The organism is Hydrogenophaga sp. LT287, assembly GCF_055702805.1.
In genome coordinates this window covers 232,521-253,612 of the sequence record NZ_JBVPZC010000003.1, presented here as the reverse complement: position 1 = coordinate 253,612, position 21,092 = coordinate 232,521, and the positions used below count along the sequence as shown (strand labels likewise).

Here is a 21,092-nt window from a genome sequence, read left to right as displayed (position 1 = left end):
GCGTCAGACCACCGTGACGGCCGCGCCGTCGCCGCGCGCGCCGATGGCCCCGATCTCGTAAACCGTTTCACCCAGCTCGCGCAGCGTGGCGGCGCAGGCGGCCGCTTCCTCGGCGGCGATCACCACCACCATGCCAATGCCGTTGTTGAAGGTGCGGTTCATCTCCACATCATCAATACCGGCCGTGGCTTGCAGCCAGGCGAACAGCTCGGTCTGGGGCCAGCTGCCCTTGGTCAGGTGGGCGGCGGTGCCTTCGGGCAGCACGCGCGGGATGTTTTCCAGCAAGCCGCCACCCGTGATGTGGGCCAGCGCCTTCACGGGGTGCTTGGCCAGGGTGGCCAGCACGTTCTTCACATACAGGCGGGTGGGCGCCATGATGGCCTGCTTGAACGGCTGCCCGTCCAGCGTTTCTGGCAGGTTGGCGCCGGCGCGTTCGATGCATTTGCGCACCAGCGAGAAGCCGTTGGAATGTACGCCGTGCGAGGCCAGACCCAGCACCACGTCGCCAGCGACCACGTTTTGACCGGTCAGAATCTTGCTTTTTTCGACCGCACCGACGCAAAAACCGGCCAGGTCGTATTCGCCAGCGGGGTACATGCCGGGCATTTCAGCGGTTTCACCGCCAATCAGGGCGCAACCGGACAGTTCGCAGCCTTGGGCAATGCCACCCACCACGGCGGCAGCGGTGTCCACGTCCAGCTTGCCGCAGGCGAAGTAGTCCAGGAAAAACAAGGGTTCGGCGCCCTGCACCAGCACGTCGTTCACGCTCATGCCCACCAGGTCAACGCCCACGGTATCGTGCATGTTCCATTCAAAGGCCAGCTTGAGCTTGGTGCCCACGCCGTCGGTGCCGCTCACCAGCACAGGTTCCTTGTAACGCTTGGGCACTTCAAACAGCGCGCCAAAGCCGCCGATGCCGGCCAGCACGCCTTCGCGCATGGTCTTTTTGGCCAGCGGCTTGATGCGTTCGACGAGCGCGTCGCCAGCAACAATGTCAACGCCGGCGTCTTTGTATGAAAGGGGGGTGGTGCTTTGGGTCATGAAGGGCAGGGCACGGCGGGAGAGCCGGGCGGGTCGTTGGGACAGAATGGGCAAGACTTTCGGGTACCCTGAATGCGGCCCGATAGAATTTGCCCCAGATTTTAAGGGTTTGCCCCCGCGACCCGTTCAACCCCGACGCACCGACCCATGTCATTGACCCCCAACCAGATCCGTGCCGCACTCTGGGCCGCGATCGCCGTCGTGAGTTGGCTGCTGCTGTCGCTGCTGGCGCCGGTGCTGATGCCCTTTCTGCTGGCGGGTGTGCTGGCCTATGCGCTGCACCCCTTGGTGGAGCGGCTGCACGCCAAGCGTGTGCCGCGCTGGCTTGGCGCCGGTCTGGCCATTGCAGCGCTGATGCTGGTGCTCCTGGCGGTGCTGTTGCTGATCGTGCCCGTGATCACCAAGCAAGTGCCGCTGCTGCGGGAGCAAGTGCCGGCCTTGCTGGAGGGGCTGAACACCGCCCTGCTGCCGGTGGCCGCCCGCTTCGGCATTGACCTCCAGGTGGACGTGAGCCTGGTGCGCGAATGGCTTGGCAAACTCATCACCGGCCACGAAAGCGAACTCGTCGAAGGCTTGCTGTCGTCCCTGCGCATTGGTGGCAGTGCGCTCGCAGCGGTGTTTGGCAATTTGTTCCTCATGCCCATCGTGGCCTATTACCTCCTGCTGGACTGGATCAACCTGGTGGAGCGCGCCAAGACGCTTATTCCCCCTCGCTGGCGCATGGGTGTGCAAAGTTTTCTGGATGAAACCGACGGCGTGCTCGGCCAATACTTGCGGGGTCAGTTGCTCGTCATGGGGGTGCTGGCGGTGCTCTACACCGTGGGCTTGGCCCTGGTAGGCCTCAAGCTGGCGCTGCCCATTGGGGTGTTCACCGGCTTGGCGGTGTTTGTGCCTTACCTCGGTTTTGGTCTGGGGCTGGTGCTGGCGCTGCTGGCGGCTTTGTTGCAATTTCAAAGCCTGTTGGGTGTGGCGCTGGTGGGCGCTGTGTACCTGGTGGGGCAGGTCATCGAAAGCATGTACCTCACGCCGCGCCTGCTGGGCGAGCGCATTGGGCTGCACCCCATCGCCGTCATCTTTGCGTTGCTCGCATTTGGCCATCTGTTTGGTTTCGTGGGCGTACTCATTGCGCTGCCCGCCAGCGCCGTGCTGCTGGTGGCCATGCGGCGCGCCAAACACGGCTATATGGCCAGCAAGCTGTATCTGGACCAGTCGCCGCCTGCCACCGCATCTTCGAAGGCTGACGTTTGAGCACCGCATCCGTTCCCATGAAACAAATGGCGCTGGACATTGGTCTCGCACCGGTGCCTACCCTGGCCAACTTTGCCGTGGCGGGCAACGAAGCTGCGCTGGAGCACCTGCGCCTGTGGACCGACAACCCGCTGCGCTCCCCCGTGCCCACCTTTCTGTGGGGTGAGGGCGGCAGCGGCAAAACGCACCTGCTGAGCGCGGTGCGTGAAGCCCTGCGCGAGCATGGCAGCCGCGTGGGCTGGATCGACGCCACACGCCTGCACCCTGGCGAATACGACGACCACTGGGACGCGGTCCTGCTGGACGACTGCCACCTCTACACCGCCGAGCAGCAGGCCGCGGCCTTCAACTGGTTTATCAATGCACAGAACCCGGCCCACGGCCCCGCCCGCTGGGTGTTGGCCACAGCCGACCGGCCGCCTGCCGACCTGCAACTGCGCGAAGACCTGCGCACCCGCCTGGGCTGGGGCCATGTGTTTCAACTGCACGCCCTGGGTGAGGCCGAGCGGCGATCGGTGTTGCGCCGGGCTGCCGACGAACGTGGTGTGTTTCTGGGCGACGAGGTGATGGACTTCATGCTCACCCGTTTTTCCCGAGACCTTTCCAGCCTCATGCTGTTGCTGGACCAGCTCGACGCCTACGCCTTGCGCACCCAGCGGGCCATCACCATACCGCTGATCAAATCGATGCTCGAAAACGAATGAACCGACCGACCCAAGTCTTGACTGCCACCCCCCTTGCCGCCCAGCGCGTTCGACTGGCCCTGTTTGACCTGGACCACACGCTGATTCCGCTGGATTCCGACTACGCCTGGGGCCAGTTCACGGTGGGTCTGGGCTGGCGCGATGCCGACAGCTTCACCCGCGCCAACGACACTTTTTACGCCCACTACAAAGCCGGCACGCTCGATATCGCCGAATACGTGCGCTTTGCCACCGGCGCGGTCCGCGAGCACGGCCGCCAGCGAGCCGAGGAAGCCCACCACCGTTTCATGCAAGACGTCATCTTGCCCGCGCTGCGCGAGCCGGCGCTGGACCTGGTGCGTGCGCATCAGGCGGCGGGTGACGAGGTCGTCATCGTCACCGCTACCAACGAATTTGTGACCCGCCCCATCGCCAAAGCCTTTGGCGTGGACGAGCTGATTGCGATAGATCTGGAGCACGATGCCCAGGGCAATCCCACCGGCGCCATTCGCGGCACACCGTCGTTTCGCGAGGGCAAAGTCGCGCGTGTGGAACAATGGCTGTCCGCGCGTGGACTGAATTGGTCCAGCGTTGAGCACAGCACCTTCTACAGCGACTCCATCAACGACCTGCCGCTGCTGGAAAAAGTGCACGAGCCCGTGGCCACCAACCCGGACGCCCGGCTCCAGGCCATTGCTACCGAGCGGGGCTGGCGCATATTGAATCTATTCGAATGATCAAAAAATTCATCGACAAGCTGCTGGGCAAATCCAGCGCCTCCAGCCGCAAGGCCAGCCCATTTGGCAAGCGCGAAGACGTGCCCGTGTCGGTCCACGGCATCGACCGCAGCCTGGTGGACCAGCGTGCGCTCGACGTGGTGCACACCCTCAAGCAAGCCGGTTTTGAGGCCTACATTGTGGGCGGCGCCGTGCGCGACCTGTTGCTGGGCCTGCGGCCCAAAGACTTTGACGTGGCCACCAGCGCCACCCCCGAGCAGGTCAAAGGCCTGTTCCGCCGCGCCTTCATCATCGGGCGGCGCTTTCGCATCGTGCACGTGGTCTATGGCCGCGGCCGTGAGCACGAAATGATCGAAGTCTCGACCTTCCGCGCCTACCTCGACAGCGCCGACGCCGAGCAGGTGGCGGGCAACGAGCGCACGTCCAAGGGCGCACTGGCCGGCATGACGCATGCGGTAGACGCCAGCGGCCGCGTGCTGCGCGACAACGTGTGGGGCCCGATCGAGCACGACGCCGCGCGGCGCGACTTCTCCATCAACGCCATGTACTACGACCCGGAATCGCAGGTTGTGGTTGATTTTCACAACGGCATTCGCGACGCCAAGAAGCTTACCCTGCGCATGATTGGCGACGCCGCCACGCGCTACCGCGAAGACCCGGTGCGCATCATCCGCGCCGTGCGCTTTGCCGCCAAGCTCAGTGGCCTGGGCTTCAAGTTTGACGCCAAGACGCTGGAGCCACTGGCCTCGTCGCGCAACCTGCTGGCCGATGTGCCGCAGAGCCGCCTGTTTGACGAAATGCTCAAGCTGCTGCAAACCGGCCACGCGCTGGCCAGCGTGGACCAGCTGAAAGCGGTGGGGTTGAACACCGGCATTTACCCACTGCTCGACGTGGTGGTGCAGCGCGCCGAAGACCCGTTTGTGAAGCTTGCGCTGCAAGACACCGACCGCCGCGTGGGCGAAAACAAGCCTGTGGCGCCCAGCTTCTTGCTGGCCTGCGCGCTGTGGGCCGACGTGCGCAAGGGCTGGAGCCAGCGCCTGAATGCGCGCCCAGGCCAGCGTCCGCCGCCGCCGTTTGCCGCGCTGCAAGAAGCGGTGGACGAAGCGTTTGACGCCCGCATTGGCGACGTGTCGGGCCGCGGCAAGCTCGGCGCGGACATGCGCGAAATCTGGATGATGCAGCCGCGGTTTGACAAGCGCGTGGGCACCTCGCCGTTCAGCCTGGTCGACCAGGCGCGTTTCCGCGCTGGTTTTGACTTTTTGCGCCTGCGCGCCCAGGTGGGCGAAGTGGAAGAAGAACTGGCTCACTGGTGGGAAACCTTCCAGCATGCTTCTGACGAAGTGCGTGAAGACATGGTGGATGCCCAGCGCCGCGAAAGCCTGGCCAAACCGGGGCCGGGCAAGGCCCGCCGCGTGAAGCGCACCGATGCCGATCATCCCGCCCAAGCCAGCGGGGTATCGCCCGCCGCTGAGCCTGCGGACGCGTTGGCACCTGATCCCCGCTTTCGCGCGCCAGCCCAAGACGGCGATGACCGTAAGGGCGCTCAAGACGCCGACAGAGCACCGGCCAGTGTGGGTTTTGGCAGTGCGTTTTCATCCGACAGCGAAAGCGAGTCTGCCCCGGCCAAAAAGCGCCGTCGGCGCCGCCGCAAGCCCAACGGCGAAGGCGGACAGGGCAGCGAAAGCCCGACCGCAGATTGAGCCTGGCGGTGCACCGCGCAGCCAATGCCCAGACCGAAGGCCGTGACGCTGTCACGGCCTTTGTTGCGTTGGGCGCCAACCTGGGCGATGCCGCGCACACCGTGCGCGCTGCGCTGGTGGCGCTGGGCCAGGTGCCGGGTGTGCAGCGGGTGCGCAGCTCCAGCCTGTACCGCACAGCGCCGGTCGATTCCACAGGCCCCGATTACATCAACGCGGTGGCCGAAGTTGCGACCACGCTCAGCGCACCGGGCTTGCTGGCCGCGCTGCAGGCGATTGAAAACGGTGCAGGCCGCGAGCGCCCCTACCGCAACGCACCGCGGACGCTGGACCTGGACTTGCTGCTTTATGGCCTTGCGCGCGTCGATTCAAGCGCACTGACCGTGCCACACCCCCGCATGTTGGAGCGGGCGTTTGTGCTGGTGCCGCTGGCTGAAATTGCGCCGCAGTTTGTGAGCGCAGCGCAGCTGCAAGCAGTTGCTGATCAGACCATCGAACTGCTGGCCTGACGTTTTTTTGCTGTGTTCAGGGCGCTAGGCGTTCGCGCAGCCAGCCACCGTCGGTCTGGGCGGTGTAGCGCAGCCGGTCGTGCAGGCGGCTTTTGCGGCCTTGCCAAAATTCCCACTGCTCGGGCTTGAGCCGGTAGCCGCCCCAGTGGGGTGGGCGTGGCGGCTGCAGCATGAACTGCGCGCCGTAGCGGGCGGCGTTGGCCACCAGCACGGTGCGGCCAGAAATCACTTCGCTTTGCGGGCTGGCCCAGGCGCCGATGCGGCTGTCCAGGGGGCGGCTGTGAAAGTATTCGTCGCTTTCTTCGTCGCTCACTTTTTCAACCGTGCCTTCAATGCGCACCACCCGCTCCAGCTCCACCCAATGGAATTGCAACGCCGCATAGGGGTTGCCGGCCAGTTGCTGGCCTTTGCGGCTGGCGTAGTTGGTGTACCAGACGATGCCGCGTTCGTCGTAACCTTTGATCAGCACCACGCGGGTGCTGGGGCGCAGGTCGGAGCCCACGGTGGCCACGGTCATGGCGTTGGGTTCGGGCACTTCGCTGCTGATGGCTTCTTGCAGCCATTTCGCAAACTGTTGCAGCGGGTCGGTGTGCGAGGCCGACTCACTGAGTTCGGCTTTTTCGTAGCTTTTGCGGAGGTCTGCAATGTTCATGCAGTCAGTATAGAAGTGCGCTTCGAGCGCTGTCTTGTGCTGGGTCAATCGGCCAGTTGCAGCAAGGCGCGTAGCGCAGGGTCTTGAATGCCGTGCCGTTGCAGCCCATCCAGCGTTTGGCGCGCATAGTCCACCGTGCTGCCATAGCGCCCCACGGCGTGTTTGAAAATGTCGCGGTATTGCGCGGCGTCCAGCGTGCCGGTGTAGCTCGGGCTGCGGCGCGACAGCGTGAACGCCAGCGCTTGCACCGTGCCCTGGGCCGTTTGGCAGGACAACCATTTGGGGTCGTACACCGGGTTGGGCATTTCACGCGCCCACAGGGTGGGCATCATGGCTTCGACCTGGTGGTGGGGCACGCGCAGTGCCAGCCCGGTGCAGCTGCCGCCCGACACCAAGGCAAACACCAAACCCGGGCGCTCTGGCGTGCCGCGGTTGATGCGGCTCCACATTTGCAGGCTGCGGTGGTGGCCATGAACGCGAGCGAGCCGCTGTTCGGCGGCTTCAAACTCGGGCCGCCACACCAGCGAGGCGTAGGCAAACACCCACAGATCGGGTTGGGGTCCTTGGGCACGCCACTGCGCCAGGGTGGTGGCCATCATCTGGGCGCCATCACGCTGGGCAGGGTCCCAGGTGGCTGGTGGCCGCGTGGTGGGCCGTGTGCGGGCAAGACGGGTGTCAGGGTAGGCCATTTACAATCGCGGGCTGTTCTTGTCAGTCGTTTGGATTAACGTGTATTCCGTTGGCTGGCGGGCTTCAAATCCATTTCGGTTTTCTTCTCTTTATTATTCTTCACGGAGTGTTTCCCATGTCTTCCCAAGATAACGACCAGGATGTTCGCGTAGTAGCGGTGGTGTTGGTTGCCACGATTTTGCTGGCGGTTGGCCTGGCGCTCGGCATTGGTATTCACAAAGCCCGCAGCGGTGCTGAGCCCGCAGCAGCCGCCACTGCGCCAGCGGTGGAGGCTGTTGTGGCGGCCCCGGCCCCCGCGGCTGACGACGCCAGCGTGGTGGTGGACAACGGTGTGGTCAAGTTCTACTTTGCCTCGGGCAAAGCCGAACTCGCGACCGGCGCTCTGGACGCGCTGAGCGATGCCATTGCCGCGGCCAAGGCGGGCAAGCGGCTGGTGCTGTCGGGCTTTCACGACGCCACGGGCGACCCCGCCATGAACGCCGAGCTGGCCAAACAACGCGCTTTCTCGGTGCGTGACGCGCTGGTGGGTGCCGGTGTGGCCGAAAGCAGCCTGGAGCTCAAGAAGCCCGAGCAAATGCTGGACAGCGTGGGCAGCAACGCCGAAGCGCGTCGCGTCGAAGTGATGGTTGCCGAGTAACTGGCACGGTTTCCCGAACAAAAAACCCGGCGTTGCCGGGTTTTTTATGGGGAATGAATGGGTTTCGGTGGGTGTTCAGCGCAGGCCTTGGCCGGTCTGGGTATCGGCCCGCTGAATCAGTTCGATCTTGTAGCCGTCCGGGTCGGTCACAAACGCGATCACGGTGCTGCCACCTTTCACCGGACCCGCGTCACGGGTCACGTTGCCGCCCGCCGCCTTGATCTTTTCGCAGGCGGCGTAGGCGTCGGGCACGCCCAGCGCAATGTGGCCGTAGGCGGTGCCCATGTCGTAGCTTTCGGTGCCCCAGTTGTAGGTCAGTTCAATCTCGGCCTGGCCGGGGTTGCCGCCGTCGAAGCCCAGAAATGCCAGCGAGTATTTGTACTCCGGGTTTTCAGAGGTGCGCAGCAATTGCATGCCCAGGACCTGGGTGTAGAAGTCGATGGAGCGCTGCAGGTTGCCCACGCGCAGCATGGTGTGTAGGAATCTCATGGCGCTATTTTGAAGGCATTCTGAAAACCAGGCGGGCCGCCGTGTCACTTCAGGTCAGGCCGGGAGCCGCAGGGTCACCAGTTTTTCGCGCAACGCGTTGAGGCGAAAGGGTTTGCTCAAAAAGTCGTCCATCCCCGCTTGCAGGCAGCGCTCGCGGTCGCTCTCAAACGCGTTGGCCGTGAGTGCAATGATGTAGGGCTGGCGCGGCAGGGCCAGCAAGCGAATGGCTTGGGTGGCTTCTACGCCGTCCATACCCGGCATCTGCATGTCCATCAGGACAATGCTGTAGTCGTTGGCCGACACCATCGCCACCGACTCGTGGCCGTCTTTGGCGGCATCGGCCACCAAGCCCAGTTTGCCCAGCATGGCCACCGCCAGCGTGCGGTTGATGAAATCGTCGTCCACGACCAGCACCCGGTGTTGGGCGTTGCTCGCCTCCATGGGCAGCAGGGGCGACGGCGCGGTGTCCAGCGCCCGGGCGCCGTGGCCCAGAAACACAGAAAACTCAAAGGTGGAGCCCTCGCCCGCGCGGCTGTGCACGCTGATGCTGCCGCCCATGGCTTCGCACAGCCGCGCGCAGATCACCAGCCCCAGGCCGGTGCCGCCAAAACGCCGCGTGGTGGACGAGTCCACCTGCGAAAACGCCTGAAACAGGCGGTCCATGCGGTCGGCCGGTATGCCGATGCCACTGTCTCGCACCGAAAAACCCAGGCGCACACCGTCGGCATGGGTTTGCAGCAGTTTCACCGCCACGTGCACGGCCCCCTGGCTGGTGAACTTGATCGCGTTGGACAGCAGGTTGGACACAATTTGACGCAGCCGGTTGCGGTCACCCATGACGGTGGCGGGCAGCGCGGGGTCAAACGTGGTGTGCAGCGTCAGCCCTTTGTCGCTGATCTGGGGGCGAAACGGGGCCAGGGTGTTGTCCAGCGCGCGTTGCAGGTCAAAGCTTTTGGACTCCAGTTCCAGCTTGCCCGCATCGATCTTGGAAAAATCCAGAATGTCGTTGATGAGCGCCAGCAAGGCGTCCCCGCTGCTGCGCACGGTGCTCAGGTAGGCGCGCTGCTCGGTGTCGAGCTGGGTCATTTCCAGCAGCTGCGACATGCCCAGAATGCCGTTCATGGGCGTGCGAATCTCGTGGCTCATCATGGCCAGAAAATCGCTTTTGGATCGGGCTGAAGCTTCGGCGCGCTCCAGCGCCCCTTGCAGCTCGGCGGTGCGTTCGGCCACCTGCTGCTCCAGGCCCGCGGCCAGTTGCTGCAAGGACTGGTTGGTGTGGTAAAGCGCCAGGCTTTTTTCTTCAAGCAGACGCTCAGCCTCTTTGCGGGCGGTGCGTTCGCGTGCCAGGGCGCGGGTGAGCCTTTCGCTTTCGTCGGTCATGGGCGTGTCAGGTGGTGCGGGTGAGCACAAAGCGCTCGCGCTGCACACCGTTTTCTTGCAAGGCGCTGCGTGACAGGTCGGCGCGTTCGCCAAAATGGGCCATGCAGCCTTGCATGAGCCCCTCTGCCAGGTCTTCAAAATGGCGCGGCGAGTCGTACACCAAAATAAGGCGTTGGGGGGTGTGCTCCTCTACCGTGAAGCGGGGCAACTGAGCGTCGGGGTAGAGCTTGCGCACTTCGGCATGGATCACATCCTCAATGCCTGCGAGAAAGTCAAAAGCGTTGGTCTGGTGGGTGAAAAATCCCGGATAGCCGCGCGCAAACCGGCTAAACAGGTGTTGGCCGAATGTGAGCAACAAATCGCGCACGGCCACGCCGGAGCGCTGCGACAGGGCCACCACCATGGACACCATTTCGCTGTGGGGGTAAGTGCCGATGGCGGTGTAGGCGCCACCTGACGGCAAGTCCGAGTCGACAATGATGTGGTCCACCATCTCTGCCGAGAAGCGGTCTTCGACCATGTCCAAAAATTCGGTGAATACGACACCTTTCACGGTTCAACTCCTGGCATGACGGTGGTGCAGCGCGCGGGTGCGACTGCAGCCATTCTGATGGCATCACCTTTTCCCATAGCCGGGAAATATCCCCTTTTTGCTGTGCATTTGTAACGATCCAGAGCGCACCCTGTCTGCCGAATGACTTGAAAATGGGTTGCCGGGCTGCCCGGTGGTGGTTGCCCCCGTTTTTCCTGCCTGCACAATCAACGAACGGCCCACCCTACCGACGCATTCCCAGCCCATGAGCACCCCTTCCTTCCGTCCCTTTCGCCGTGTGGTCGTGGCTTACGCCCTGGCGGCGTTTCTCTGGATCTGGCTGTCAGACCGGGCGGTGGACCTGCTGTTTCATGACCACAGCTGGCATCTTTGGGCTCAGACTTGGAAGGGCTGGCTTTTTGTGGGCGTCACCACGGCGTTTTTGTATGTGTTGCTGCGGCGCCTGCACAGCCAGATGCAGCGTGCCGCGGCCCTGGAAACCGCCGCGCTGCGGCGCGAGGCTCATACAGCAGCGCTGCTCAGCGCCGTGGCCGACGGTTCGGGCGAGGCGATTTTTGCCAAAGACCTGGAAGGGCGCTACCTGTTGTTCAACCGCGAGGCCGCGCGCTGGACCGGGCAGGCGGCCGACAGCGTGCTGGGGCGCGACGACCGCGCCTTGTTTCCGCCAGAGCAGGTGCAGGCCATACAGGCCAACGACCGCCGGGTGATGGCGCAGGACAGCACGCAGACCTTTCAGGAGGTGCTGGACACCCGGCAAGGTCAACGCATTTGTCTGTCTACCAAAGGCCCATTGCACGGTGCAAACGGCGTCACGGGCCTGTTTGGCCTCACGCGCGACATCACCGCCACGGTGGCTGCGCAGCGCCAGCTGGAAAACAGCGAACGCGGGTACCGGCTGCTTTTTGAGGCCAACCCGCACCCCATGTGGGTGTTTGATCGGGCCAGCCTGCGTTTTTTGGCGGTGAACGAGGCTGCCATGGCGCGCTATGGTTATGAACGGTCCGAGTTTTTGGGCATGACGATAGAGAACATCCGGCCGCCGGACAGCGTGCCCGCCTTGCGACAGCTGTTGGCTGGCATTGAACAGTCCCGCCCGCGTGAAATTTTCAACGTGGGCGTGTGGACCCATCGCACCAAAGACGGCGGTTTGCTGGAGGTTGAAATACTGACCAGCGAGATTGATTTTGAGGGCCGCCCGGCGCGCCTGGTGCTGGCGCAGGATGTGATGGAACGCAACCGGGTGGCGCGCGAACGCGATGCCGCGCACCAGCGGCTTCAGGCTGTGCTCAGCCGCATCACCGACGCGTTCATGTCCACCGACACCGACCAGCGCCTGGTGTATGTCAACAACAAGGTGGCGCTGCTGGCGGGGCGTGTGTCGCCCGGCGAGATGCTGGGCCAGGTGGTGTGGGACGTGTTTCCCGAAGCGGTGGGCACCGCTTTTGAGGCCGCCTACTGGAGCGCCCTGGAAACCGGGCAGCTCACGGTGGCTGAAGACTGGTACCCGCCTTGGGGCTTGTGGCTGGAGGTGCGCTTGTTCCCGTCTGATGAGGGTGTGTCGGTCTACATCACCGACATCTCGGAGCGCAAACGGTCCGAGCAGGCGTTGTTGCAGTCGCAAAACGCCTTGTCCAAGCTGTCGATGCAGCTGATGGCCCAGGAACGCGAGACCGCACGGCGCATTGGCCAGGCGCTGCACGACCAACTGGGCCAGCAACTGGGCAGTGCCCGGCTGTACCTCGACGTGGCGATGGCGCAGGCCGCGGTGGTTGACAGCGCCCTGCCGACCCGCCATCCCTTGAGCCAGGTGTCGGCCTTGCTGGACGGCGCCATTGCCGAGGTGCGCCATGTGCTGCGTGACATGCGGCCCCCGCTGCTGGAGGACCAGGGCCTGGCCGCTGCGCTGGACAACGAACTGCGCCTGTCACCCGCGCAAGACCTGGGCTTGCGGGTGGCGCTGGAGCTGGGGCCTGCGGTGCGCGGCCTGCGTTGGCCCGATGCCGTGGAATACGCCAGTTTCATGATTGCCCGCGAGGCCATTGGCAACGCGCTGCGCCATGCCCAGGGCACCTGCATCCGGGTGGCGCTGGACGGTGACCCGGGCCACCTGAGCCTGCGCATTGAAGACGACGGTGTGGGCCTGGAGCCCGCCAACCTGCAAGGGCGCCCGGGGCACCTGGGTATGGTGGGGATGCGGGAGCGGGCTGCGGCCATTGGCGGGCGCCTGGTGGTCGAGCGCGGTGCGCAAGGCGGCACCGTAGTGGCGTTGACGCTGGAGCTGGTGGAGCCATGAGCGACATCTACATCGTGGACGACCACGCGCTCATGCGCGATGGTCTGCGCGTGGTGCTGGAGCATGGGGGGCACCGAGTGGTGGGTGAGTCGGACGACATCACCACCGCGCTGGCCGACATCCAGCGCCTGGCGCCCAGTGTGTTGCTGCTGGACCTGCACCTGGGCGAGCGGTCGGGCCTGGAGTTGCTGGAGCAGCTGGACAAGCGCCACAGCGCGGTGCGCACCATTGTGCTGACCATGTCCAGCCAGCCGCTGCATGTGGCCGAGGCCTTGCGGCTGGGTGCGGTGGGTTATGTGCTCAAAGGGTCTCCGGCGGCCGAGGTGTTGGCCGCGGTGGCTGGCGCCGCCCGTGCTGCCAGCTACCTGGGCCCCGGGGTGCAGGCGCTGGCCACGCTGGGCCGCCTGCAGGCCGAGACCACCGGGGGTCTGGCGCAGCTCTCGGCCCGCGAGCGCCAGATCATCACGCTGGTGGTGCGGGGGCGCTCCAGCGCAGCCATCGGTGAGCTGTTGCACTTGTCGTCCAAAACGGTCGACTCTTACCGCAGCCGGCTGATGGCGAAACTGGATGTGGCCGACGTGCCGGCGCTGGTTCGCCTCGCGATTCGCGAGGGTCTCATCAGTGCCGATGAGGTGTGACGCCCTGTAGATTGCTTGGTGGCGTGAATAAACGCACAGTGGGGTGGTATGGGCCACACGGTTTGTCCAGAATTCCCTACATCGCTGTGGGCCGGTAGCCTTCAAAGTCCCGGGACTGCTTTTCTTTCTTCATTCGCACCCGTCGCGCCCCCGCGTGTTTGGGGTGCATTGTGCTTTTGCCTGCCCACTTTTTCATGCCATCTCCCTTTCTGCCAGCCGACGAACTGTCTCGGCTGCAGCCATTGCGCTCCAGCGCCCGACTGGATGCCGCGTCCGATCGCGCCCTGAACGACCTTGCCCGTGTGGCCGCCCATGCCTGCCATTGCGCCATGGCGGTGATTTGCCTGGGTGACGACCACACCCAAACGGTGCACACCGTGTGTGGCGCCGAGTGGCCTTTGTCGGGCGCCGAGCTGTCCTTTTGTGCGCGGGCGCTGCAGGGCCAAGGGGTGCTGGTGGTGTCTGACGCCACCCTGGACCCTCTGCTGGCCGACAGCCCGTTGGTGGTGTCTGAGCCGCACGTGCGTTTTCTGGCTGCCACGGCGCTGCAGGTGGACGGCCGCCGCGTGGGCACGCTGTGCGTGATGGACGCACACGCCCGCACCATGAGCGCCGACGAACGCGCGCTGCTGGTGGACCTGGCGCATGCGGTCGAAAACGTGTTGGTTGGACGCAGCGAGCAAGACCGTGTGCGCGAAAGCGAGCAGGCTTTTCGCCAGCTGGCCGAGCAGTCGCCCGGCATCGTGTACCGCGCCGCCATGGACGACGCCAGCACCACCCTGTATGTGAGCCCGCGGGTGCAGGAACTGGGCTTTACGCCCGAAGAATGGCAAGCGAACCCGCAGGCCTGGGTGCAGGCCCTGCACCCGCAAGACCGCGACCGAACGTTGGACGCGCTGGCTCGCGGGGTGGCTGCAGGGAGGCCGTTTGAGCTGACTTACCGCTTGCGCAACGCAGCCGGTGCCTGGCGCCACTTTCAAGACGCCGTTTGCATCTTGCACCCCTTTGAAGGCGCCGCACCGGTGGTGCAAGGGGTGATGCTGGACATCACCGACCGGATCGAAGCCCAGACCTACCGCGACCTGCTGTTCATGCAGCTGCCTGACGGCGTGCTGATGGTGGACGCGCAGCAGCGCGTGGTGGACGTGAACCCGGAAGCTGAACGCCTGCTGGGGTTTGCGCGCGCCGCGCTCATGCACCGCCCGTTGGCCGAGCTGCGCTGGGGGCTGGCCGATGCTGCCCCGGCGCTGGCCGACTTGCAGGCGTCTGGCGCCATGGAGTGGCCTTACCGGCGCCCCGATGGGCAGGTGCGCTACGTTGACGTGACGACCCGCGCGTTTGACGACGGCCGGCAGATTCTGGTGCTGCGCGATGTGAGCCAGCGCAGGGCCGAAGTCAGCATGCTGCGCAAGCTCTCGCTGGCAGCCGAGCAGGCTTCAGAGGCCATCGTCATCACCGACCTGGCCGCCAACATCGAATACGTCAACCGGGCCGCCATCCAGTCGTCGGGCTATGCCCTTGAGGAGTTGCTCGGCCAAAACTCGCGCATCCTGCAGTCGGGGCTGACGCCCAATTCGCGCTACCGCAAGCTGTGGGGCGCACTGACCGCCGGCAAGGTGTGGCGCGGTTTTCTGAACAACCGGCGCAAAGACGGCTCGCTCTACATCGAGTTCGCGGTGATCTCGCCGGTGCGCTCGCCCGACGGCGCGGTGACCCACTACCTGGCGGTCAAAGAGGACATCACCGAAAAACGCCGCATGGGCGAAGACCTTGACCGCTACCGCACCCAGCTCGACGATCTGGTGGACCAGCGCACCCACGAGCTGGACCGTGCCCGCCAGTCGGCGGAAAACGCCAGCGCCGCCAAGAGCGCCTTTCTGGCGGCCATGAGTCACGAGATCCGCACGCCCATGAACGGCGTGATCGGGTTGTCCGAGGTGCTGCTGCAGACCCGCTTGTCGCCCCAGCAGCACGACATGGCCGAGACCATTCTGGAGTCGGGCCAGGCGCTGCTTAGGTTGATTGAAGACATCCTCGATTTTTCCAAAATCGAGGCCGGGCGCCTGACCCTGGAGTCCCTGCCCATGGAGCTGCTGCAGGTGGTGGAAAAAGCCTGCGACATCCTTCAGCCCATGGCCTCGGTGCGCCAGGTGCAGCTGCGCGCCTTTGTCGACCCGCAGCTGCCGCCCCAGGTGCTGGGCGACAGCGCCCGGCTGCGCCAGATCATCATCAACCTGGTGGGCAACAGCATCAAGTTTTCGGCGGGGCTGGAACACACCGGGCGGGTGTCGCTGCGGCTGACGCAGGCGGCGCCCAACAGCCTGCGGCTGGTGGTGGCCGACAACGGCATTGGCATGTCGGCCGAGGTGCAGCAGCGCGTGTTTCATGCCTTTGTGCAGGGCGACCTGGCCACCAACCGGCAATACGGGGGCACGGGGCTGGGGCTGGTGATCAGCCAGCGCCTGGTGCAGGCCATGGGGGGCACGATGGCGCTGCAGAGCGAGGCGGGCAAGGGCACGGTGTTCACGGTCGATCTGCCGCTGCACCCGGTTTTTGATGCGCCTGCGGCGGTGCCCATGCCCGAACTGGCTGGTGTGACCGTGTACCTGCTGCTGGACGATGAGGCGCTGGCCAGCGACTGGACCCGCTACCTGAGCGCCGCCGGAGCCCTGGTGGAGCGGGGCGGCACGGCATCGCCGGGGTTGCTCGCCCCGCGCCCTGCCGAGTCCCCTGTGGTGTTGGTTGCCGAAAACCTGGTGGCCAGCGATGCCGCATGGGCGCAGCAACTGGCGCAGCACCCGCTGTTGGTGGTGCAGCGCGGTGCGCCGCCAGCGGCACCGGGCCCGCTGGCCCACAAAATTCACCTGAACATGGACGGCCTGCATGTGCGCACGCTGCTAGATGCCGTGGCGCTGCTGACGCGGCAAGGTTCGTGTGAGCCCGGCGTTGCCGCGGAGTTGTGCGCCCTGCCTGAGCAGGCGCCTGTGGACCCGGAGCTGGCCGCCATTCAGGGGCGTTTGGTGCTGGTGGCCGACGACAACGAGGTCAACCAAAAAGTGATCCAGCGGCAGCTGGAGGTGTTGGGCTTTGCCTCGGAAACGGTGGGCGATGGAGAGGCGGCGCTGCAGCGCTGGCGCGAGCGCCCGGACCGCTATGGCCTGTTGCTGACCGACCTGTTCATGCCGAACTTGGACGGCTACGCTTTGGCCATCGCGCTGCGCCAGGAAGAGGTGCCGCGGCCCTTGCCCCACCACCGCCTGCCCATCATTGCGCTCACGGCCAACGCCAGCCGCAGCGATTCCGAGCGATGTCTGGCCGTGGGTATGGACGGGTACATCAGCAAGCCGGTGGCGCTGAACGATTTGCGGGCCCTGCTGGAGCACTGGATGCCTTCGAGCAGCAGCCCACCCGTAGCGTGTCGAACCCCTGCGCCCGCGCCGCGCGACGGGGTGGACGGTGGTGCCCTGGCTCGCCTGGTGGGCAACGATGCCGAGACCATCAAGAGCTTGCAACTGCAGTTCATGGCCAACCTGGAAGCCGGAATCGCCGAAGTGGAGGCCGCCCTGTCGCGGCAAGACTGGCCTGGGGCGGGCCTGGTGGGGCACCGGCTGAAATCGTCTTCGCGGGCGGTGGGGGCGGTGGCCCTGGGCGATGTGTTTGACCGCATGGAGCTGGCCTGGCGCACCGGGCGACCCAAGGAACTCACGGCGCTGGCCGGGCAGCTGCGCCCGGGTATGGATGTGCTGAAACCCTATTTTGCCGATGCTGCCGACACCGGAACCGCCGGCGAACCCCGCATCTTGTGTGTGGACGACGACAGCCAGCACCTCGCGCAGCTCCAAGATCTGTTGCAAGGGCTGGTCAGTGTGCCGGTGCAAACCTTCGCCAATGGCGCGGCCTTGCTGGAACACCTGAGCGGCGCCAGCACCCGTTCACTGCTGTTGCTGATCGACCTGAACATGCCGCAAATGGACGGTGTTGAGCTGGTGCAAGAACTGGCGCGGCGGCAGTTTGAAGGTGCGCTGGCCATGGTCAGCAGCACCGACCACCGGGTGCTGGAGATGGCCACCACGCTGGCCGAGGCCTACGGCCTGCAGTCGGTGGGTGCGTTGAACCGACCGGTGCGCGGTGATGCCCTGAAGGCGCTGCTGGAGCGCTGGCAACCCGCCTGCGTGGCATGAGCGGCGGAGCGCCTTGGAGACGGCGCGGCAGACCGATGCGTCAGCAGGCTTCGCAGGCGGCCAGTGCGAGCAGCACCGAGCGCTGCGTTTCCAGGCCCAGATAGTCCAGAAAAACGCGGGTTCGCTGCGGCATGAACTTGCGGCTGGGCAGCGCGGCGTACAGCGTGAACCGCCCGGCAATCCAGGGGCTGAGCACACGCACCAAGGCGCCGCTGGCCAGGTGCGGCGCGGCCAGCTCGACCGGCGTGGCTGAAATGCCGGCTCCGCCCAGGGTAGCCACCAGCAAGGTGTCGGTGTGGTTGGCCCACAGCACCGGTTGCACATCCAGTTCGGCTTTGTCTTCGGGGCGGTCCGAGCGAAATAGGGTCCAGGGCCGCTTGCCCAGGCCCTCGGGCTTGATCCGCAGGCAGGCATGGTGCAGCAAGTCTTTCGGCGTCTGCGGTGCTGGCTGGCGCGCCAGGTAGCTCGGCGCTGCCACCAAAATCGCTTCGGTTACGTTGATGCGCCGCGCGATCACGTTGGCGTCAAACGATGCGTCAGCGCCAATCAGGGTGAGGTCGAAGTCTTCAATGGGCGGCTCGCGGTAGGTCGCCACCTCGATATCCAGCACGATTTTGGGGTAGGCCTGGCGAAAACCCGCCACCAGCGGAGCCAGCACATGGGTGGCCAGCACCGGCGGCGCCAGGATGCGCAGCACGCCCGCCAGTTCGGTGGTTTGTGAGCTCACCAGGGCGTCGGCCTCGTCCACGTCTTGCAGGATCTGGCGCACCCGGTCCAGGTAGGCGGCCCCCGCCTCCGTGAGCGACAGGCGCCGCGTGGTGCGGTGCAGCAGGCGGGTGCCCAGGTGGTCCTCCAGGTCGGCCACCAGCCGGGTGACCACGGCGGGTGAGATGTCCAGGGCGCGCCCGGCAGCGGCAAAGCCGCCTTCATCGATCACCTTTTGGAAAACACGCATCGAAGTCAGGCGGTCCATAGGTCTGGGTTATCGGGTTTCAAGGGTTCAATTATTGCTGAAACAGCAACACACCAGTGGCTTGCGGCCTGTTTTTCTTCTTGAATAGAAACTTTAAAGTCCACCCATCGCGGCGAAAAACATCCGTTTAACGCTTCGATGCCAGGCAGAAACCCATGCGCGGACAGGCCCAGTGGCCCGTTCGAGACACAGTGAAACACCGTGCAATGAAGCGAAACGGCACTGAAAAGACGCAACGGCGCTGTCTTGGCACGATCCAGATGCATTTACTTTTTTCGTTCAACTTCAAGGAAATCACCATGAACCGCTCTTATCTCACCGCCATCACGCTTGCTGTTGCTGCCTTGTCTGCCGGGCAAGCCCTGGCCGCCGACACCGACGCCCCGAAAACCCGCGAACAGGTGCGCGCCGAACTGCGTGAAGCCCAGCGCACCGGTGACATCGTGTCCGACGGCGAAACTGGCCTGAAGCTCAACGAGCTCTACCCGCACCGCTACCCAGCCGCCGCCGTGGCCCAGGGCAAGACCCGCGCCACCGTGCAGGCCGAACTGCAAGCGGCGCAGCGCAGCGGTGACATCGTGGCCGATGGCGAAACCGGCCAAAAACTCAATGAGCTGTACCCCAACCGCTACCCCGCCACGGCCACGGCCCAGGGCAAGACCCGCGAGCAGGTGCGTGCCGAGTTGAGCGAAGCGCAGCGCACGGGCGACATCGTGGCCGATGGCGAAACCGGCCAGAAGCTCAACGAGCTGTACCCACACCGCTACCCAGCGGCCACGGCCACGGCCCAGGGCAAGACCCGCGAGCAGGTGCGTGCCGAGCTGCGTGAAGCGCAGCGCACGGGCAACATCGTGGCCGGTGGCGAGTCGGGCCAGAAGCTCAATGAGCTGTACCCTAACCGTTACCCTGCCAAAGCGATGAACTGAACGTTTCGCACCTCCGCAGCGCGCGCACCGCCAACGGTGTCGGCGCTCACAACGGCCGGTTGACCCAAAAGTCACCCGGCCGTTGGTGTTTGTGGGGTCGCGCGGGTGGGTTGCGGGCCAGCCATCTGGTACAACCGGGAATTCCCTTCAGGAGCCCGCCATGAGCGTTTTCAACAAAGTGGTGCTGTACACCGACACCGATGGCCGCGCGAAGTTTCGCGACGAAACCGTGGCCTTGAGCGAAGGCACGCCGGCGGCCCAGCTGTCGCCGCTGATGCCTTCGGGTGGCTACCAGCTGCGGCAAAGCCCGGTGGGTTTTCGCAGCCAGTTTCATTGCACCGGCGCGCCGCAGTGGTTGTTTGTGTTGCAAGGGCAGATGGAAATTGGGCTGCAAGACGGCAGTTCGCGCATCTTTGGCCCTGGGGCGCACTTCTATTCCGCCGACACCTTGCCCGAAGGCGCCACGTTTGACCCGGCCGTGCACGGCCACTGGAGCCGCCAGGTGGGCGGTGAGCCGCTGGTGACGCTGTTTGTGCGGGGCTGATCAGCCCGCCGTGGGTTCGGGCAAGCGCACGCGCAGCAGCGCGCGCACAAAACCGTGGTCGCTGCGGCTGCGGTCTCGGCCTTCAAACAGGTGGTCGTTGAATACTTCCACGCGCCGCACGTCGCCAATAGCGGCACGGCTGGTCGCCACAAACTCTTCGCTCACCAGCACCTGATCCAGCACTTCCGGGTAGCCCTGGTGGATGTGGGAATACGCCACGTCGCGGCGCAGCGCGGCCTCGCCTTGCACGTCCCATGCGCTGTAGAGCGCGTGGTCGCGCGCGCCCTTGTCGTAGGCCGTCTGCGAGGTGGCCGCGATCAATTGCGTGGTGACGCTGTGCGGGCTGTCGTTCAAGTCACCCATCAGCACCAACGGCAGGCGCGTGCGGTGCAGCAGTGCCACCACTTTCAGGCGCAGCGCCAGCGCTTCGCTGGCCCGCATGATGAGCGAACGCAGCGAGGCCACCGCCTGCACAGCCGGGTCCGCGGGGTCCTCCAGCGGCTGGCCGCTGGCGTCCTGCAAAAACTTGGGCCGCTTGGACTTGAGGTGCGCGGTGATGATGGCCACCGGCTGGCCGTGTTTCATGCGCAGCGTGGCCAGCAGGGGCGGGCGCTCAAAGCGCGTGTGCGCGCCCAGGCCCGGCACATCCACCACAGCGGCGGCGGGAAAGTCGACCAGGGATTCGACCGACTCCACCTTCAGCCGCGTGACGATGCCCACACGCGGCGTGCCTTGGGCGCCATGTTGGCCAGGTCCGTTTTCGGCGCCGGGCACGCTCACAGCGTTGTATTGAAGCCCGCTGCGCGCAATGGCGGCGCGCAGGGCTACCTCGTCCCAGACCTCTTGCACCGCCAGCACGTCGGCATTGAGCACCTTGATGCGCTCGCCCAGCCAGCTGACTTTGCGCTCAAACTCGGTCTGGCTGTAAGGGTCTTGCCCGTCGTAAAAATGCCGCCCCGGCTGCGCCAGGTTCAACACATTCGCCGTGGCGACCGTGAGGGTGGCAAAGCGTGGCGGCAGATGCGGCAACGCCCCGTTTGCAGCCAGGGCAGACGGGGCGCTGTTGGAAATTGCGGGCTCAAGAGAAGGGTCGGTTTTCATGGACCCAATGTAGCCCAAGGGGCGGAGCGCAGTGCCCCACCCAGAACACCGCGGAACGGGCTCTGCCCTGCCGCAGGTGTTGCCCCCTCGGGAGGTGACGCCGCAGGCGGCGCGGGGGGA

General features: G+C 65.2%; 20 protein-coding genes. 11 read left to right on the top strand and 9 right to left on the bottom strand.

What is annotated here, in order from left to right; genetic code table 11:
- Nucleotides 1-3 precede the first annotated feature (3 nt).
- Nucleotides 4-1,041, bottom strand: a complete 1,038-nt coding sequence (gene purM, locus AC0GNR_RS04785; protein ID WP_472899859.1) for a phosphoribosylformylglycinamidine cyclo-ligase — start codon at nucleotides 1,039-1,041, stop codon at nucleotides 4-6.
- A 147-nt stretch (nucleotides 1,042-1,188) separates the two neighbouring features.
- On the opposite strand from purM, the gene AC0GNR_RS04780 reads away from it, so the two are divergent.
- Genes AC0GNR_RS04780 through folK form a run of 5 tightly spaced genes read left to right on the top strand, consistent with a single transcriptional unit; the run spans nucleotide 1,189 to nucleotide 5,915 of the window.
- A complete protein-coding gene (locus AC0GNR_RS04780) occupies nucleotides 1,189-2,289 on the top strand; it encodes an AI-2E family transporter (protein WP_472899858.1) in 1,101 nt (366 codons plus the stop codon).
- A 17-nt stretch (nucleotides 2,290-2,306) separates the two neighbouring features.
- On the top strand, nucleotides 2,307-2,993 hold the full coding sequence (gene hda / locus AC0GNR_RS04775; RefSeq protein ID WP_472899857.1) for a DnaA regulatory inactivator Hda: 687 nt from the start codon (nucleotides 2,307-2,309) through the stop codon (nucleotides 2,991-2,993).
- A 17-nt stretch (nucleotides 2,994-3,010) separates the two neighbouring features.
- Nucleotides 3,011-3,709: a histidinol-phosphatase gene (locus AC0GNR_RS04770; protein WP_472899856.1), complete on the top strand. Its 699-nt coding sequence runs from the start codon at nucleotides 3,011-3,013 to the stop codon at nucleotides 3,707-3,709.
- On the top strand, nucleotides 3,706-5,409 hold the full coding sequence (gene pcnB / locus AC0GNR_RS04765) for a polynucleotide adenylyltransferase PcnB (protein WP_472899855.1): 1,704 nt from the start codon (nucleotides 3,706-3,708) through the stop codon (nucleotides 5,407-5,409). The genes AC0GNR_RS04770 and pcnB overlap by 4 nt, the downstream gene beginning before the upstream one ends.
- An 8-nt stretch (nucleotides 5,410-5,417) precedes the next feature.
- On the top strand, nucleotides 5,418-5,915 hold the full coding sequence (gene folK / locus AC0GNR_RS04760) for a 2-amino-4-hydroxy-6-hydroxymethyldihydropteridine diphosphokinase (protein ID WP_472899854.1): 498 nt from the start codon (nucleotides 5,418-5,420) through the stop codon (nucleotides 5,913-5,915).
- Between the two features lie 16 nt (nucleotides 5,916-5,931).
- Here folK and pdxH read toward each other — a convergent pair whose 3' ends face one another.
- Both pdxH and AC0GNR_RS04750 read right to left on the bottom strand, forming a co-directional pair.
- Nucleotides 5,932-6,567 carry a pyridoxamine 5'-phosphate oxidase gene (gene pdxH, locus AC0GNR_RS04755; RefSeq protein WP_472899853.1) on the bottom strand — a complete coding sequence of 212 codons (636 nt, stop codon included), beginning with the start codon at nucleotides 6,565-6,567 and terminating at the stop codon, nucleotides 5,932-5,934.
- 44 nt (nucleotides 6,568-6,611) lie between these two features.
- Nucleotides 6,612-7,166, bottom strand: coding sequence for a gamma-glutamylcyclotransferase (locus tag AC0GNR_RS04750; protein WP_472899891.1), 555 nt, complete (start codon nucleotides 7,164-7,166; stop codon nucleotides 6,612-6,614).
- A gap of 206 nt (nucleotides 7,167-7,372) precedes the next feature.
- On the opposite strand from AC0GNR_RS04750, the gene AC0GNR_RS04745 reads away from it, so the two are divergent.
- The gene (locus AC0GNR_RS04745) at nucleotides 7,373-7,894 is read left to right on the top strand and encodes an OmpA family protein (protein ID WP_472899852.1); all 522 of its coding nucleotides are present in this window, start codon (nucleotides 7,373-7,375) and stop codon (nucleotides 7,892-7,894) included.
- Between the two features lie 75 nt (nucleotides 7,895-7,969).
- Here AC0GNR_RS04745 and gloA read toward each other — a convergent pair whose 3' ends face one another.
- From gloA to AC0GNR_RS04730, 3 genes are read right to left on the bottom strand one after another with little or no spacing between them, the layout of a single operon-like run.
- Entirely contained in the window at nucleotides 7,970-8,383 is a 414-nt protein-coding gene (gene gloA, locus AC0GNR_RS04740) for a lactoylglutathione lyase (protein ID WP_472899851.1), read from the bottom strand.
- 54 nt (nucleotides 8,384-8,437) lie between these two features.
- Entirely contained in the window at nucleotides 8,438-9,763 is a 1,326-nt protein-coding gene (locus AC0GNR_RS04735; protein WP_472899850.1) for an ATP-binding protein, read from the bottom strand.
- 7 nt (nucleotides 9,764-9,770) lie between these two features.
- Nucleotides 9,771-10,316 (bottom strand): heme NO-binding domain-containing protein, encoded by a 546-nt coding sequence (locus AC0GNR_RS04730; protein WP_472899849.1) that lies wholly within the window; start codon nucleotides 10,314-10,316, stop codon nucleotides 9,771-9,773.
- Between the two features lie 244 nt (nucleotides 10,317-10,560).
- Here AC0GNR_RS04730 and AC0GNR_RS04725 point away from each other — a divergent pair, with 244 nt between their 5' ends.
- The 3 genes from AC0GNR_RS04725 to AC0GNR_RS04715 all read left to right on the top strand — a co-directional run bounded on the left by AC0GNR_RS04725 (nucleotide 10,561) and on the right by AC0GNR_RS04715 (nucleotide 17,428).
- Complete coding sequence (locus AC0GNR_RS04725) at nucleotides 10,561-12,609, top strand: PAS domain-containing sensor histidine kinase (RefSeq protein ID WP_472899848.1); 2,049 nt, start codon at nucleotides 10,561-10,563, stop codon at nucleotides 12,607-12,609.
- Nucleotides 12,606-13,247, top strand: a complete 642-nt coding sequence (locus AC0GNR_RS04720) for a response regulator (protein WP_472899847.1) — start codon at nucleotides 12,606-12,608, stop codon at nucleotides 13,245-13,247. Before AC0GNR_RS04725 ends, AC0GNR_RS04720 begins: the two co-directional genes overlap by 4 nt.
- A 194-nt stretch (nucleotides 13,248-13,441) precedes the next feature.
- Complete coding sequence (locus AC0GNR_RS04715; RefSeq protein WP_472899846.1) at nucleotides 13,442-17,428, top strand: PAS domain S-box protein; 3,987 nt, start codon at nucleotides 13,442-13,444, stop codon at nucleotides 17,426-17,428.
- A 40-nt stretch (nucleotides 17,429-17,468) separates the two neighbouring features.
- Here AC0GNR_RS04715 and AC0GNR_RS04710 read toward each other — a convergent pair whose 3' ends face one another.
- Nucleotides 17,469-18,383 (bottom strand): LysR family transcriptional regulator, encoded by a 915-nt coding sequence (locus AC0GNR_RS04710; RefSeq protein WP_472899845.1) that lies wholly within the window; start codon nucleotides 18,381-18,383, stop codon nucleotides 17,469-17,471.
- Between the two features lie 5 nt (nucleotides 18,384-18,388).
- A complete protein-coding gene (locus tag AC0GNR_RS04705) occupies nucleotides 18,389-18,667 on the bottom strand; it encodes a hypothetical protein (RefSeq protein ID WP_472899844.1) in 279 nt (92 codons plus the stop codon).
- 33 nt (nucleotides 18,668-18,700) lie between these two features.
- On the opposite strand from AC0GNR_RS04705, the gene AC0GNR_RS04700 reads away from it, so the two are divergent.
- Both AC0GNR_RS04700 and AC0GNR_RS04695 read left to right on the top strand, forming a co-directional pair.
- Entirely contained in the window at nucleotides 18,701-19,327 is a 627-nt protein-coding gene (locus AC0GNR_RS04700; protein WP_472899843.1) for a DUF4148 domain-containing protein, read from the top strand.
- Nucleotides 19,328-19,487: 160 nt separating this feature from the next.
- Nucleotides 19,488-19,871 (top strand): cupin domain-containing protein, encoded by a 384-nt coding sequence (locus tag AC0GNR_RS04695; protein ID WP_472899842.1) that lies wholly within the window; start codon nucleotides 19,488-19,490, stop codon nucleotides 19,869-19,871.
- Here AC0GNR_RS04695 and AC0GNR_RS04690 read toward each other — a convergent pair whose 3' ends face one another.
- Nucleotides 19,872-20,900: an endonuclease/exonuclease/phosphatase family protein gene (locus AC0GNR_RS04690; RefSeq protein WP_472899890.1), complete on the bottom strand. Its 1,029-nt coding sequence runs from the start codon at nucleotides 20,898-20,900 to the stop codon at nucleotides 19,872-19,874.
- Nucleotides 20,901-21,092: the final 192 nt, after the last annotated feature.